The organism is Sphaerisporangium album (genome assembly GCF_003323745.1).
Lineage (GTDB): Bacteria > Actinomycetota > Actinomycetes > Streptosporangiales > Streptosporangiaceae > Sphaerisporangium > Sphaerisporangium album.
This window is the reverse complement of sequence record NZ_QOIL01000002.1, coordinates 564,022-578,286: the sequence shown is the minus strand read 5'-3', so window position 1 is coordinate 578,286 and position 14,265 is coordinate 564,022. Positions and strand designations below refer to the sequence as shown.

Annotated in this window: 13 protein-coding genes; 5 read left to right on the top strand and 8 right to left on the bottom strand. The window is 71.8% G+C overall.

All coding sequences use genetic code 11. The features are described from left to right. Positions 1 to 13: 13 nt before the first annotated feature. The 4 genes from DQ384_RS04940 to DQ384_RS04925 all read right to left on the bottom strand — a co-directional run bounded on the left by DQ384_RS04940 (position 14) and on the right by DQ384_RS04925 (position 3,747). On the bottom strand, positions 14 to 1,666 hold the full coding sequence (locus DQ384_RS04940) for a catalase (protein WP_114027450.1): 1,653 nt from the start codon (positions 1,664 to 1,666) through the stop codon (positions 14 to 16). A gap of 117 nt (positions 1,667 to 1,783) precedes the next feature. Then, the gene (locus tag DQ384_RS04935) at positions 1,784 to 2,326 is read right to left on the bottom strand and encodes a cysteine hydrolase family protein (protein ID WP_114027449.1); all 543 of its coding nucleotides are present in this window, start codon (positions 2,324 to 2,326) and stop codon (positions 1,784 to 1,786) included. Positions 2,327 to 2,366: 40 nt separating this feature from the next. Next, on the bottom strand, positions 2,367 to 3,179 hold the full coding sequence (locus DQ384_RS04930) for a cytochrome c oxidase assembly protein (protein WP_245966252.1): 813 nt from the start codon (positions 3,177 to 3,179) through the stop codon (positions 2,367 to 2,369). Between the two features lie 4 nt (positions 3,180 to 3,183). After that, complete coding sequence (locus DQ384_RS04925) at positions 3,184 to 3,747, bottom strand: DUF2243 domain-containing protein (RefSeq protein ID WP_114027524.1); 564 nt, start codon at positions 3,745 to 3,747, stop codon at positions 3,184 to 3,186. Positions 3,748 to 4,038: 291 nt separating this feature from the next. Between DQ384_RS04925 and DQ384_RS04920 the strand changes: the two genes are divergently transcribed. The 5 genes from DQ384_RS04920 to DQ384_RS04900 all read left to right on the top strand — a co-directional run bounded on the left by DQ384_RS04920 (position 4,039) and on the right by DQ384_RS04900 (position 9,162). Beyond that, complete coding sequence (locus DQ384_RS04920) at positions 4,039 to 5,049, top strand: LacI family DNA-binding transcriptional regulator (RefSeq protein WP_114027448.1); 1,011 nt, start codon at positions 4,039 to 4,041, stop codon at positions 5,047 to 5,049. Between the two features lie 279 nt (positions 5,050 to 5,328). Further along, positions 5,329 to 6,684, top strand: a complete 1,356-nt coding sequence (locus DQ384_RS04915) for an ABC transporter substrate-binding protein (RefSeq protein WP_181871028.1) — start codon at positions 5,329 to 5,331, stop codon at positions 6,682 to 6,684. A gap of 3 nt (positions 6,685 to 6,687) precedes the next feature. After that, positions 6,688 to 7,713: a carbohydrate ABC transporter permease gene (locus DQ384_RS04910; RefSeq protein ID WP_114027446.1), complete on the top strand. Its 1,026-nt coding sequence runs from the start codon at positions 6,688 to 6,690 to the stop codon at positions 7,711 to 7,713. Beyond that, positions 7,710 to 8,585, top strand: coding sequence for a carbohydrate ABC transporter permease (locus tag DQ384_RS04905; RefSeq protein WP_220182772.1), 876 nt, complete (start codon positions 7,710 to 7,712; stop codon positions 8,583 to 8,585). The genes DQ384_RS04910 and DQ384_RS04905 overlap by 4 nt, the downstream gene beginning before the upstream one ends. 136 nt (positions 8,586 to 8,721) lie before the next feature. Next, positions 8,722 to 9,162 (top strand): STAS domain-containing protein, encoded by a 441-nt coding sequence (locus tag DQ384_RS04900; RefSeq protein ID WP_114027445.1) that lies wholly within the window; start codon positions 8,722 to 8,724, stop codon positions 9,160 to 9,162. Here the strand turns inward: DQ384_RS04900 and fabG are convergent. From fabG to DQ384_RS04880, 4 genes are all read right to left on the bottom strand, one after another. Beyond that, positions 9,155 to 9,901 (bottom strand): 3-oxoacyl-ACP reductase FabG, encoded by a 747-nt coding sequence (gene fabG, locus DQ384_RS04895; protein ID WP_245966251.1) that lies wholly within the window; start codon positions 9,899 to 9,901, stop codon positions 9,155 to 9,157. The genes DQ384_RS04900 and fabG overlap by 8 nt on opposite strands. A gap of 88 nt (positions 9,902 to 9,989) precedes the next feature. Beyond that, positions 9,990 to 11,363 (bottom strand): NADP-dependent succinic semialdehyde dehydrogenase, encoded by a 1,374-nt coding sequence (locus DQ384_RS04890; protein ID WP_114027443.1) that lies wholly within the window; start codon positions 11,361 to 11,363, stop codon positions 9,990 to 9,992. Positions 11,364 to 11,501: 138 nt separating this feature from the next. Beyond that, complete coding sequence (locus tag DQ384_RS04885) at positions 11,502 to 11,921, bottom strand: hypothetical protein (protein ID WP_114027442.1); 420 nt, start codon at positions 11,919 to 11,921, stop codon at positions 11,502 to 11,504. A 195-nt stretch (positions 11,922 to 12,116) separates the two neighbouring features. Beyond that, positions 12,117 to 14,135: an ATP-binding protein gene (locus DQ384_RS04880; protein WP_147268643.1), complete on the bottom strand. Its 2,019-nt coding sequence runs from the start codon at positions 14,133 to 14,135 to the stop codon at positions 12,117 to 12,119. Between the last annotated feature and the right edge of the window lie 130 nt (positions 14,136 to 14,265).

The following is a 14,265-nucleotide window of genomic DNA, read 5'->3' as shown; positions in this document are numbered from 1 at the left end:
CGTTCGCCCGGCCCTAAGGGATATGGCGCTCGTTCGGCACGCAGTGGGTCATCTTCAGGCCCGACACGTCGCGCGGGCCGTTCTTGCCGAGGTTGGACAGCCGCTTCTGGTCCTCCTCGGTGAGGTCCTGGCTCGCCAGGGGCTCCAGGTGGGCGACGTCCTCGGGCGTGATGCCGAGGCCCTCGCCGACGCGCAGGCCGAGCTCGTCCTCGGCCATCAGCAGGTGCCAGACCATGCGCTCCTGGACCGGCCGTACGCACTCCGACAGCATCGTGGTGAAGTTGAGCACGAGGTCGTCGCGCTCCCACTGCTCCATCAGCAGGTAGCGCTGGCCCGCCTGCTTGTAGTCGTTGGTGCGCGGGATGCGCTTGCGCGTGAGCCTGCCGCTGATGACCGGCCCCTGCTCGTCGAGCGTCGGGTACCGCGCCTCGCGCAACCCTCCGGTGATGGACGGCTCGTAGTTGACGTGCGGGTTCTCCCCCGCCCCGTCGACATGGTAGGTCATGAGCCCGTCCCGCTGGTTGGTGCGCACGTCGGCGTTCTTGGCGTGGTTCACCGGCAGTTGCAGGTAGTTGGGCCCGACCCGGTAGCGCTGGGTGTCGCTGTAGGAGAACGTCCGGCCGACGAGCATCTTGTCGTCGGAGAAGTCCAGCCCGTCGATCAGCACGCCCGTGCCGAACGCGATCTGCTCGTTCTCGGCGAAGAAGTTGCGGACGTTGCTGTTCAGCACCATCTTCCCGACCGGCAGCGCGGGGAACTCGTTCTCCGGCCACACCTTGGTGTCGTCGAGCGGGTCGAAGTCCAGCTCCGGGTGCTCGTCGTCGGTCATGATCTGCACGCGCAGCTCCCACTCGGGGAAGTCGCCGCGGTCGATCGCGTCCCGCAGGTCCTTGGTCGCGTGCCCGAGTTCGCGGCCCTGGACGACCTCCGCGTCCGCCGCCGTCATGCTCCGGACGCCCTGCTTGGGGATCCAGTGGTACTTCACCAGGTGGGTCTCGCCGCGCTGGTTGACCCACTTGTAGGTGTTGACGCCGAACCCCTGCATGTGGCGGTAGTCGGCGGGGATGCCGCGCGGGCTGAAGAGGTTGACGAGCATGTGCATGCTCTCCGGCGTCTGCGACATGAAGTCGAAGATCCGGTTCGGCTCCTGGCGGAACGTGACGGGGTCCGGCTTGAGCGAGTGGATCACGTCAGGGAACTTGATCGCATCCCTGATGAAGAAGACCGCGAGGTTGTTGCCGACCAGATCCCAGTTGCCGTCCTCGGTGTAGAACTTGACGGCGAACCCGCGCGGGTCGCGGGCCGACTCCGAGGAGTCGCGCCCGCCGATCACGGTCGAGAACCGCACGGCGACGTCGGTCCGCTTGCCCGCCTCCCGGAACGGGGCGGCGCGGGTGTACCGGCTGATCGGCTCGTCCCCGAGGAAGCCGGTCGCCTCGAAGTACCCGTACGACGTGGTCCCGCGCGCGTGCACGACCCGCTCGGGGATGCGCTCGCGGTCGAAGTGGCTGATCTTCTCGAGGAACTGGTAGTTCTCCAGCGTGGCCGGGCCACGTGCGCCGACCGTCCGCTGGTTCTGGTTGTCGTGGATCGGATGGCCCTGCCGGTTGGTCAGCACCGGGCGCTCGTCATTGGGCTCCGGTCCGGTGCTCGACACGTCCGTCATGACGTCGGCTCCCTCCTGTGACGGTCACGGTCTCGGACCCCTATCCGGATTACGGGAAGATAAAGCCCAAGATTTGGGCAAATACCGGCGTCGTGAGCGAAGTCACGTTCTACCAGGTCACAGGTCGAGGCATTCCTCGGCGACGGTGATCTCCGCCCGCATGTTGCGCTCCATCATCTTCAGCGCGGCCTCGGCGAGGTCGGCGTGGATGTGGGCGACGCAGTCCCTCGGGACGCTGATGGCGTAGTGGCGGATGTAGGCGTCGAGCCCGGTGTAGAGGATGCACTGCTCGGTCACCTGGCCCGTCAGGATGACGGTCTCGACGCCGCGCTGGGTGAGCAGGTAGTCCAGGGACGTGCCGAAGAAGGCGCTGTGCCGCACCTTGGGCAGGAAGTCGCAGTCGTCCGGGGGGAGCAGCGGCTCCACCAGGTCGGGCCTGCGGCCCTTGCGGGCGCGGTCCTCGAGCTGCTCCCGGGAGGCGGTGAAGTCCCCGTAGTTGTCGTTGACGTAGACGAGCTCCACGTCGTCGCGCGGGTGCGCCCGCCGGACGAGCTCCGCCAGCGGCGGCACGACCCGCTCGGCCGAGCGTTCCAGCAGCTCGACGTCCTCGTGGGCGTAGGGACTGAGCATGTCGATCACGATGAGCGCCGTTGCAGCCATATGTCACCCATGCCCACCCGGCCCCAGGAGACTCCAGCCTTCAGGACGCCCGCGGCGCCAGGACGCGGCGCCTCACCGGTCTCCAGGTGGTGACCATGGCCAACGCCAGCAGCAGCTCGGCGGCGTCCCCGCCGTAGTACATGATCTCGGCGGCGCCGCGCAGCTCGTCGGCGGGAACCGTGAGGCCGGTGAGGAGCCCCGCGTACATGAGCTGCGACACCGTGGCGTGCGCGGCCACGGCCACGCCGAGGACGACCAGGCGGTGCGGCACCGTGGGACGGCGCGGCGCCGGGTCGGGGCCCGCGACGACCCAGGCGAACAGGCACCCGGCGAGCAGGAAGTGGGCGTGCGGCAGATGGTGGAGGACCGGGTCCCCGGTCACGAGGTGGTACAGCGGGGTGCAGTACAGGACCGCCATGCCGCCCACGCTGAGGACGAGCGCCACCCACGGGTCGGCGAGGACGTGCGCGGGGCGGCTCGCCAGCGCCCGGCCCAGGGCGCGCCTGCCCGGGAACGCGAGCGTCCTGAAGAGCAGGGTCACGGGAGCCCCGAGCACCAGGCCGACGGGAGCCAGCATGCCGATCAGCAGGTGCTGGAGCATGTGCCCGCGCAGGTCGTGCCCGCCGAGCGCGGCCACCGGGGGCGACAGCCCCGCCGCGAGCAGCGCCGCGCCGGTCGCGAAGGCCGCCGTGCGCCACCCGCTCCAACCGCGCGCCTCGCGCCGCCGGGCCGAGGCGGCCAGGAGGTAGGCGGCGAGCATCGCCACAACGGCACAGACCGGCGCCCACATCCAGCCGCCCCCGTGCGCGTGCGCCGGTGCCCACGCCCAGCCGCCGTCGTGCGACCCGTGCACGGTGCTACCCCTCGAAGGCGGACGAAGAGGCCGACGCCCGGGCGTTCTCGCACAGGCCGAGTGGCGGGGCCCCGCGCTGGAGCAGCCACCCTCCCGCGACCAGCAGGGCGCCGAGGATGAGGAACCCGGCGTCCCACCAGCCCTGGTACGGCCCCGTGCGCACGTGGTGGATGCCCAGGATCTGATGGTCGAGGATGCCCTCGACCAGGTTGAACAGCCCCCAGCCGACCAGGCCCCACCCCCACAGCGCCCGCGACCGCCAGACCCGGCCGCGCGAGTGGGTGACGCGCGAGTACAGCAGGCCGAGGCCGGCGAGCACGGCGAGCCAGGTGACGACGTGGAACAGCCCGTCCCACAGGGTGTTCATCCGCAGGCCCGGGACGGTGTCCGGCGAGTAGAACCTCACCCCGATGTTGTCGGTGTCCGTGCTGCTCAGCATGTGGTGCCACTGGAGCACCTGGTGCAGCAGGATGCCGTCGACGAAGCCGCCGAGCCCCACGCCGAGGACGATCCCGGGAAGGGCGACCCCCTTCCGTTCGCCGCCGTTCGCGGACGGCCTGTGCGCCATCGTCACCCCCTGTCCCCCGAGGCGGGGCGACCGGAAGCCGTCCGTCGCCCCGCAGGTGATCTCTGCCCTGATACGAAGACGCGCATGCGGACGGTGATCATCAAGTTTCGGCGGACCGCGCCTGGGAGTCCCGGCGGGCGCGAACCGGGCCTGCGGGCCCGGCGGCCGAGGCATCGGCGGCCCGGCCAGGGCCCGCGAGGCACGCCGGAAGACTGATGGTTCGGCGCGGTACGATCTCGTGGTGGCTTCGCCGTGCGCGGTGGCCGGTGAAGCCGGTGAAGGAGGTCACCCGTGCCTTCCCGCGGCCATCGGCCCAGCATCGGGAGGGTCGCCGAGCTGGCGGGGGTCAGCGCGACGACCGTGTCCCACACGCTCAACGGGCACCGGCCGGTGTCGGCCGCGACGCGCAAGCGCGTCCTCGACGCCATCGAGCAGCTCGGGTACCGTCCGAACGTCCTGGCCCGGGGCCTGCGCACGGCCAGGAGCCAGACGATCGGGCTGATCATCCCGGACATCACCAACCCGTTCTATCCGGTGCTCGCCCGCGGGGTGCAGGACGTGCTCGGCCCGGCCGGGTACCACGAGATCATCACCAACACCGACGGCATGCGCGAGCTGGAGCGTTCCGCGCTGGAGCAGATGATCGCCCGGCAGGTGGACGGCATCGCGTTCGCCGTCTTCCACACCCACGCCGACGACCTGAGGCACCCCATCGACATGGGCATCCCGGTGGTGCGGCTCGGCGGCAGGCTCGTCCAGCCGGGGGTGGACCTGGTGCACAGCGACGACGAGGGCGGCGCGGCCGAGGCGACCGGCTACCTGCTCGACCAGGGCTACGACCGCATCGGCTTCGTCTGCGGCCCCCAGGCGGAGGGCCCGGCGGCCGAGCGGGTCACCGGCCACCTGGCGACGCTGGCCCGCCGCGGCCTTCCGCCCGAGCCGAGCCTCATCGTGCACACGCAGTTCAGCCGTGCGGGGGGCCTGGCGGGCACGCTGCGACTGCTCGACCTGCCCCGTCCGCCGCGCGCGGTGCTGTGCGCGAACGACGTCATGGCGATCGGCGCGCTGGACGCGGCCCGGCAGCGCGGGCTCGACGTGCCGGGCGACCTCGCCATCATGGGGTTCGACGACATCGAGGCGGCGACGCTGGTCTCACCGCAGCTCACGACGATGGCCAACCCCGCGAGGAGGATCGGCCAGGCGTGCGGGCGCATCCTGCTCGACCGGCTCTCGGGCGCGATGACGGGCCCGTCCTCGGAGACGATCGTCCCGGCGCGGCTGGTGCGCCGCCAATCCGCCTGACCCGTTCAGCGCGCCTGGTGCGCCGCCGCTCCGGCCTGGTGCGCCGCCGGCCGGGCTGACGCGTCCCGCACGTCTCTGTCGCACATCGGCACCTGCGGCGTTGTGATGCGGCCGTCCCGTTACCTCGCGCCCCATTGACTTCGATCGTCCCAGGCGTATTTTCAAGGTCAGTCTTAACGATTTGCTATGGCTTGTCCTGCCATTTCCCTACAGGGCGAGCGCATCGCACCGGAACGGGAGGTCCGCGTGGCACGAGCCGGATCGAGAACCACCCATCGCGTGACCGCGGCCGTCGCCGGTCTGCTGCTGGCCCTCGCCACCGCGTGCGGGGGCTCGGGCGGCGACGCGAAGTCCGGGGACGGCGGCGCCAAGAGCCTCACCATGTGGACGTTCAAGCGGACCCACCTCGCCGCGCTGCAACAGGCCGCCGAGAAGTTCCGCACGAGCAGCGGCATCACGGTGAAGGTCGAGGCGATCACACCGGACGACGCCTTCACCGCCAAGATCCAGAGCGCGGCGCAGACCAAGAACCTGCCCGACGTGCTGGAGGTGCACGCCGGCGGCGAGGACTTCCGCATCGGCGGCGCGGGCCTGCTGGCGGACCTGGCCGGTGACTTCCCGGCGTCCAAGCTCGCCCGCTTCCTGCCGACCACCCGCGAGGCCGGGCTGGTCACCGCCGAACGGCAGCGGCAGATCACCGAGCTCAAGCCCGCCAAGGTCGGCAACCTCTTCAGCGTCCCCTTCACGGCCGGCACGTTCGGAATCGTGTACGCGAACCGGCAGAAGATGCAGGCCGCCGGGCTGGACCCGGCGACCCCACCGAAGACGTGGGAGGAGTTCGTCGACCACCTGAAGGCCACCACCAAGGCCGACCCCAAGCAGGGCGGCCTGTCCCTCGGCCTGAAGGTCAGCCAGACCGGCTACAACTGGATCTACGTGCAGCTCGCCTACGCCTACCTCGGCAAGGAGCGGTACGAGGCACTGTTCGGCAAGGGGACGACACAGGGGTTCGCCTCCCCCGACGGCGTCAAGACGCTGGAGCTGTACGGTCAGTTGACGCCGTACTGGACGCCGGGCGCGACGGCCCTCGGCATCGACGACGCCGACATCGCCTTCGCGCAGGGCAAGTCGGCGTTCGACGTGGGCGGCACCTTCACCCTGGCCTTCCTGTCGCAGAACGGCATGGACCCGAAGAACGTCCTCACCTTCCCCATCCCGCCGCCGACCGGCGGGAAGATCAGCGACCTGCGCCTGGCCCCGCTCGCCCTGACCGGCCTGTCGGTCACCGCGACCACCGGCGACAAGGACGCCGCCGTGAAGTGGGTGGACTTCCTGACCTCCCCCGAGGGCGCGGGCGTCTTCGCCAAGGGGTCGCTCGACCTGCCCGCCACCGACCTCGGAACCCAGGCAGAGGCGCTGATCGGCTCCGACCTCGCCGCCCTGCAGAAGTACTTCACCGGGCCGCCGGAGAACACGTTCGACTTCGCCGCGACCTCCTTCCGCCCTCCGGGCTTCGACGACGCCAAGATGGGGCCCGCCCTGCTCAAGCTGTCGCCGCTCAAGGAGAGCGATCCCGCCCAGACCGGCGCCCAGCTCGACGCGGTGCTCGCGGCCATGTGGAAGGTGTCCTCGTAGGAGATGTCCGCGACCCAACCGGCCGCGCCTTCGGGCCGGTCCACCGCACCCCACGACCGCGGCCTCCGGACGCGCGCGTCCGGCGCCCGGAGGCCCGCGTCCGGAGGGCGCGACGCGAGCGAGCCCGGACGGCGGCGCCGGGCGCGGTGGCTGACCGGGTACGCCTTCGTGGCCCCGGCCGTGGTGCTGTTCCTGGTGATGGGCCTCTACACCATCGTCTACGGCTTCTCGCTCAGCTTCGCCAAGTGGAACGGCTTCACGGCGGACTGGGAGTGGGTCGGCGTCCGCAACTACCTCGACCTGCTGTACCAGGACCCGACCCTGGGCCCGGACCTGCGGCGCGCCGCGCTGAACACGCTCGTCGTCATGATCGCCGTGCCGCTCGGGACGGTCGCCGTCGCCCTGCCGCTGGCCGTGCTGCTGTCGTCGATCCAGCGGCTGCGCGGTCTGCTCAGGTCGGTGTACTTCCTGCCGTACGTCACCTCGGGGATCGCGGTCTACTACGCCTGGCGGTACGTGCTGGAGCCCGAGGGGCCGGTGAACTTCCTGCTGCGCACGACCGGGCTCGGCTCGCTGGCCCGCCCCCAGGGCTTCCTGGCCGACCCGGCGACCGCGCTGCCCACCCTCATCGTGATCATGATCTGGACGGCCGTGCCGGTCGCGACGCTGCTGTACCTGGCCGGGCTCCAGTCGATCAACCCCAACGTGCTGGAGGCCGCGCGCATCGATGGCGCGGGGAGCGTCCGGACCGTACGGCACATCGTGTGGCCGCTGCTGCGCCCGATCACCACGGCGATCCTGCTGCTCGGCGTGCGCGACTCGACCCAGGGGTTCCAGATCTTCCTCATCATGACCGACGGCGGCCCCGCCGGGCACACCGACGTCGTCGGGCTCCAGGCCTACCACCTGGCCTTCTTCAAGGGCCTGTCCCCCACGCTCGGCCTGGCCAGCGCACTCGGCTGGATGATCTTCGTCGCCGCCCTCCTGCTCGCCCTGGCCAACGGCCGCACGCTGAGGAGCACCAGGTGATCCCCTCTCCGGCGTCCCCCGCCCCGAGCCCCGGCGGCTCCGGGGCGCCCCGCCCGCGCCCGCTCAGGCTCCTGCTCGCCTACCCGGCGCTCGCCCTGTACGCGATCATCAGCCTGTACCCGTTCCTCTGGATGGTGTCCGGGGCGTTCAAGGACGGCGCCGAGATCCTCGCCGGCGGCCACCTGGTGCCCGCGCACCCCACCCTGGAGACGCTGGCGCGGACGTGGGGACGGCTGCGGTTCTTCGACTACTTCCTCAACAGCCTCCTGGTCACCGGCCTCACCGTGTTCGGAGTCCTCGCCGTCTACAGCCTCGCCTCCTACGCCTTCGCCGTGCTGGACTTCCCCGGCCGCCGCCTGCTGCTGTGGTTCTTCGTCGCCCTGCTCTTCGTCCCGGGCATCACCGTCCTGCTGCCGGTGGTCATCCTGGAGGACAAGCTAGGCCTGCTCGGCACGCACGTCGGCCTGGTGCTGCCCTTCGTCAACGGGACCGCGCCGCTCGCCGTCCTGCTGCTGACCAACGCCTTCCGGACGGTGCCCAAGGAGATGCGCGACGCCGCCCGCGTCGACGGCGCCGGCGAGCCGCGCATCTTCTGGCGCGTGTACCTGCCGCTGGCCAGGCCGACGCTGATCACCGTGGGGGTGCTCACCGCCGTCCCGACGTGGAACGAGTACGTGCTGACGCGGGTCTCGCTCAACGAGGAGTCCCGCTACACGCTGCCCCTGGCCCTGGAGTCCCTCGCCAACGGCACCGTGACGCACTACAACGAGATCATGGCGGGCTCGCTGATCATCGTCGTGCCGGTGATCCTCCTGTTCGCCGCCCTCCAGCGCTACTTCGTCACCGGCCTCACCGGCGCGGTCAAGGAGTGACCCGGCTCCTGACGTAATGCGGGTTCCTGTAAACGCTCCCACGGCCGCGGGGGTACGCGGCGGCGTTAGGCGTGCGGGATAACTGGTAGGAAGGGAGTCACGCCTGCCCTGAACCCCGCAGGCCGAAGGAGCTGACATGCAGTTCGAGGCAGACCCGCGACCGGGCCTCACGATCTCGTGCGACACACAGGACGGCGTGCTCGTGGTCCGCGCGCACGGCGAGCTGGACTACACCACGGCGCCGGTCCTGAGATCCGGCCTCGACCCCGTCTGGGCGTCCCCACCCGGCGTCGCGTTCGTCCTGGATCTCGATGAGGTGTCCTTCTGCGACTCGGTGGGGCTGAGCGAGCTCATCGCGACGCTGCGCACCGCCCAGAGCGCCGGCCGCCCGTTCTCTCTCAGCGGCGTCCACGGCGGGGTCCTGCGCGTGCTGACCATCACGGGGCTGCGGAACGTCTTCGACATCCACCCGACCGCCGAGGACGCCGTCCGGGACGCCCCCGCCGCCCCGCCGCTTCCGGAGATCGTCCTCTCCTCCGAGATCGTCCCGCCCGGCGGGGAACCCGCCGCTACATGAGGCGCCCGCCGCCCACTTCCAGCACGGCGCCCGTCATGTAGCTCGCCAGGTCGGAGGCCAGGAACAGCACCGCGCCCGCCACCTCGCGCGGCTCGCCCGCCCGGCGCATCGGGATGTCGGCCTCCCGGGCGGCGAAGACGTCGGAGGGCATGGCGGCGGTCATGGCGGTACGGATCAACCCGGGCTGCACGGCGTTGACCCGGACGCCGCGCGGGCCGAGCTCCTTGGCGGCCGCCTTCGTGAGCCCGACGATGCCCGCCTTGGCGGCGCTGTAGTTGGTCTGCCCGAAATTTCCTGACTTGCCGGATAGGGAGGAGATGTTGATGATCGACCCCGACCGCGCCTCCCGCATCACCCTCGCCGCCGCCCGCACCCCCAGCCACGTCCCCTTCAGGTGGACGTCGACCACCGCCTCGAAGTCGCCGAGGCTCATCTTGCCGAGGGTGGAGTCCCGGGTGATCCCCGCGTTGTTCACCATGACGTCCAGCGCGCCGAACCGCTCGACCGCGTGGGCCACGGCCGCCTCCACGGAGTCCTCGTCGGTGACGTCGCACCCGATGGAGGACACCCGGCCCTCCTCGCCGCCCAGGTCACCGGCGGCGGCCTCCGCGAGCCCGGCGTCCACATCGGTGACCACCACGTTCGCCCCGTGCTCCCGCAGCAGGCGCGCGATGGCCAGCCCGATGCCCTGTCCCGCCCCCGTGACCAACGCCGTCCGCCCCGCGACCAGACCGTCCACGCCGACACCGCCCTTCGCTCGACTCCCGGGCATTCAACCATCCGCCCGGGGCGAAGCCGATCTCAGGGGGACGCGGCCGTCCCGCGTCTCAGCCCACCCAGACGGTCTTGACGTTGCAGAACTCGCGGATTCCCTGGACGGACAGCTCACGGCCGTAGCCGGAGCGCTTCACGCCCCCGAAGGGGAGTTCGGGGTAGGACGTGACCATGCCGTTGACGAAGACCAGGCCGGACTCCAGCGCGCCGATGAAACGCTCCCGCTCGTCCGGGTCGGTGGTCCAGACGTTGGAGCCGAGGCCGAAACCGGTCGCGTTGGCGAGGGCGATCGCCTCGCCGGCGTCGCTCACGCGGTAGAGCTGGGCGACCGGGCCGAAGACCTCCTCCTCGAACATGCGCATGCCGGGGCCGACGCCCGTGAGCACCGTCGGCTCGAAGTACCAGCCGGTCCGGGAGGGCGTCACTCCCCCGCACAGGACATGGGCGCCCCGCCCGGCGGCGTCGGCGACGAGCCGCTCGACGTCGTCGCGGCCCCGCTGGGTGGCGAGGGGACCGACGTCGGTGGTCTCGTCCATCGGATCGCCGAGGCGCAGCGCCCGCATGCCCTCCACGAACCGCTCGGTGAACGCGTCGTACACCGCGTCGTGGACGATGAACCGCTTCGCGGCGATGCAGGACTGGCCGTTGTTCTGGACGCGCGCGGTCACACCGGTCTCGGCCGCCGCCGCGACGTCGGCGGAGGGCATCACGACAAAGGGGTCGGACCCCCCGAGTTCGAGTACGGTCTTCTTGACCTCGCCGCCCGCGATGGACGCCACCGAGGCGCCCGCCGCCTCCGAGCCCGTCAGCGTGGCCGCGACCACCCGCCCGTCCCGCAGCACGCCCTCGACGCGGCCGGACTCGATGAGCAGGGTCTGGAAGCAGCCGGCCGGGAAGCCCGCGCGGGCGAACAGCTCGCCGAGGTACAGCGCGGTCTGCGGCACGTTGGAGGCGTGCTTCAGCAGGCCCACGTTGCCCGCCATCAGCGCGGGCGCGGCGAATCTGATCACCTGCCAGCACGGGAAGTTCCACGGCATGATCGCCAGCACCGGCCCGAGCGGCTGGTACCGGACCTCGGCGCGCCGGGCCTTCACGGCGGCCGCGTCGGCGGGCTCGGTGGCCAGGAACTCCTCGGCGTGCTCGGCGTAGAAGCGCATGCCCTGGACGCACTTGGCCGCCTCCGCCCGCGCCTGGGGCAGTGGTTTGCCCATCTCGGTGGTCATGAGGCGCGCCAGTTGCTCGCTCTCCTCGTCGAGCAGGCGGGCGGCGCTCAGCATCCATTCCGCGCGCCGCGCGAACCCCGTCGCGCGGTACTCCTCGAACGCGGCCGCCGCGAGCGCGAGCCGCTCGTCAAGCTCGTGGTCGTCCATCGGCTCGAAGGTCTTGAGCGTCTCCCCCGTCGCGGGGTTGATCGTCGCGATCGCCATCGGTACCCCCAGGAGCCCGGCGAAGTGGTCCTGGTTCCAGTATCCGCCCCCTGACCTGCGCGGACGCGGAGCAGGGGACGCCCTGCGGGCGATGGCGTCCGGCGTCCCCCGCGGAACGGCCCGGGAAGGCCGGGGAGGCTAGAGGCGGATCTCGTACTCCGGTGAGCGGCGGCGCCCCGGCTGGCCGGGCTCGGCGCTCGGGCCGACCTTGCGGATGTGGCCGGCCGATTCCAGCAGGTCCAGCGCGGGGACCATCGCCGCGACGGTCTTGAACCGGCGTGCGAGGCGGCGGAACACGTCCCGCCTGCGGAAACGCTCGGTTCCCATCCTGCGCACGCACTCCAGCACGGCGCGGGCGTCCTCGGGCAGCGCCTCGTCGGAGGGCGGCTGGGGGGCGGCGGCGCCGATCGTGCGGATCTGCATGCGCGAGGCGCTCTCGTTCCTGACGCGGGAGATCTCCAGGATCAGATCGTCCAGGTCCACGAGCATGCGCGTGGCGGCGCGGAAGCGCTCGAAGTCATCCTGGATCAGCAGCAGCCGCTGGGTTTCCTCTCGCATGGCTGAATAATGTCATTTTTGGCAATTGTGTCAACACCGTCGGAACACGCCGGTATACGGTTCCGTCATGGTCGAGCTCAACATCAGGTGTCCAGCCCCACGCGAAGTCGCCAGAGGTGGCTCGGCGAGCTGCCCTGAGAGGAACGACGCTCCGCTACGGCTTCGAGGCCGTCGCGGCCTCGCTGAACAAGCCGTTCATGCCGCGCCCTCAGCGTCCTCGCCGGTCGTGAGCGCGTAGGCGAGCGCGCTTTCGAGCTCCAGCTCCCGCCCTCGGGTGAAGGCCTCCCGGAACGCCCGCTCCCCGAGGGCCGCTCGCGCCCGCGCCTCGGCCCGCTCGCTGACGCCGTTCGGGTGGGACAGGCCGAGGCGCACGCCGAAGGAGTGCTCGACCATGTCCCCGATGCCGAGCAGCCGGGCCGCGCGCTCCATGTCACCGAGGCCCGCCGCCGTCCCGGCGAGGCTCTTGACGGCCGCCGCCATGCCGAGGCTGTCGTGCAGCACCCGCTTGGCCCGCAGGCACGCGCGGGCGAAGCGGTCCGCCGTCCGGACGTCCCCCCGGTCGATCTCGATCAGGGTGCGCACCCAGTCGCCGGAGGACCGCAGCCAGATGTCCCCGTGGGAGTCGCACAGCCGCCGCTGCCGGCGCAGGCACGACAGCGCCTGCTCGTGCCTGCCGAGGCGGCGCAGCACGTAGGCCTCCCCGATCAGCGCGTACGCCACGCCCACCCCCCGGTCGCCGCCCTCCTCGTGCGCGCGCCGTGCCCGCTCGTACATCGGCAGCACCTCGTCCACGTACCCCCAGTGCAGGCCGGTGTTCGCGCAGCAGATCGTCCCCCACCCGGCCGCCGCGCGGTCGCCCTGGGAGAACGCCTGGGCCATGCACTCGGTGGCCAGGTCGTTGGCCTCGTCCAGGTCGCCCTGGAAGTCCGCCAGCCAGGCGCAGGCCCACAGCGCCCGCGACCGGCTCTCGCCCGGGGCGTGGCACAGGCCGAGCGCCCGCCGCAGGTAGTGGCGGCCCTCGGCGACGAAGCCGCAGCCGATCCAGAAGTACGTCAGCCGCGCGGCGAGGTCCAGGCCCACGGGGTGCTCGGCGGGGGCCTCGCCGAGGCAGAAGCCCAGCGCCGCGCGCAGGTTGGGCAGTTCCCGCCGCATGCGGACGTACCAGGCGACCTGGTCGGCGCCGAACCACTCGGCGTCGAAGCGCCGGGCCAGGTCCAGGTAGTGGTCACGGTGACGGCGCCGCGTCCACTCGTCCTGGCCGAGCGCGCGCAGCCACTCGGCGCCGTAGTCGCGCAGCGTGTCGAGCATGTGGAAGCGGACGCCCTGGCCGGTGTCGTCGCGGCGCACGATCGACTTGTCCACCAGGGCGTGCAGCAGGCCCTCGACCTGGCCGCGGTGGAGGCCGGCGCCCGAGCCGGGGTCGGCGCACACGGCCCGCGCCGCCTCCAGGTCGAAGTCACCGGCGAAGACCGCGAGCCGGGCCCACAGCAGGCGCTCCAGCGGCTCGCACAGCTCGTGGCTCCAGCCGATCGCCGTGCGCAGCGTCCGGTGGCGGGGCTGACCGGCGCGGTCCCCGTCCAGCAGCAGGCCGAAGCGGTCGTCGAGGCGGCGCATGATCTGCTCGACCGACAGCGTGCGCAGCCGCACGGCCGCCAGCTCGACGGCCAGCGGGATGCCGTCCAGCCGCCCGCAGATCACCGCGACCTCCGGGGTGGCCACGAACCCGGGCACCAGCGCGGCGGCCCGCTCCACGAACAACGCGACCGCGCCACCGCCCGCGTCAGGACCGCCCGCCTCGGCGGGCTCCTCGACGGGCAGGGGCTCGACCTGGAGGCACCACTCGCCCTCGATACCCAGCACGCATCTGCTCGTCGCCACCACCCGCAGCCCCGGGGCCGCCTCCAGCAGGGTGTCCACCAGTGCGACGCACGCGTCCGCCAGGTGCTCGCAGGTGTCCAGGACGAGCAGCGCGCGGCGCGGCCCCAGGAACTCGGCGAGGGCCTCGATCCGCGGCCGTCCCACCCGCTGCGCCACGTCCAGCGCGGAACAGACGGCGTGCCCGAGCAGGTCCGGCTCCCGCAGCGACGACAGCTCGACGAACCACACCCCGTCAGGGAAGGACGGCTGAAGAACGCGCGCCACGCGCAGGGCCAGCCGCGTCTTGCCGACTCCTCCGACCCCCGTCAGCGTGACCGAGCGCGTCCGGCCCAGCATTCGGACCACCTGGGCGACCTCGGCCCGTCGCCCCACGAGACTCGTCGTCTCGGCGGGAACGTCCCCCGCCTTCGTTCCAGCAGGCACCCCACTCGCCGCCCCACGTCGCCTCGGCTCCGGCTGGCCCCGC

Coding starts and splice junctions, on each gene's coding strand:
- DQ384_RS04880 (WP_147268643.1), bottom strand. CDS start 14,135: ATGCTGGGCCGGACGCGCTCGGTCACGCTGACGGGGGTCGGAGGAGTC.
- DQ384_RS04940 (WP_114027450.1), bottom strand. CDS start 1,666: ATGACGGACGTGTCGAGCACCGGACCGGAGCCCAATGACGAGCGCCCG.
- DQ384_RS04925 (WP_114027524.1), bottom strand. CDS start 3,747: ATGGCGCACAGGCCGTCCGCGAACGGCGGCGAACGGAAGGGGGTCGCC.
- DQ384_RS04910 (WP_114027446.1), top strand. CDS start 6,688: ATGTCCGCGACCCAACCGGCCGCGCCTTCGGGCCGGTCCACCGCACCC.
- DQ384_RS04885 (WP_114027442.1), bottom strand. CDS start 11,921: ATGCGAGAGGAAACCCAGCGGCTGCTGCTGATCCAGGATGACTTCGAG.
- DQ384_RS04935 (WP_114027449.1), bottom strand. CDS start 2,326: ATGGCTGCAACGGCGCTCATCGTGATCGACATGCTCAGTCCCTACGCC.
- DQ384_RS04900 (WP_114027445.1), top strand. CDS start 8,722: ATGCAGTTCGAGGCAGACCCGCGACCGGGCCTCACGATCTCGTGCGAC.
- DQ384_RS04890 (WP_114027443.1), bottom strand. CDS start 11,363: ATGGCGATCGCGACGATCAACCCCGCGACGGGGGAGACGCTCAAGACC.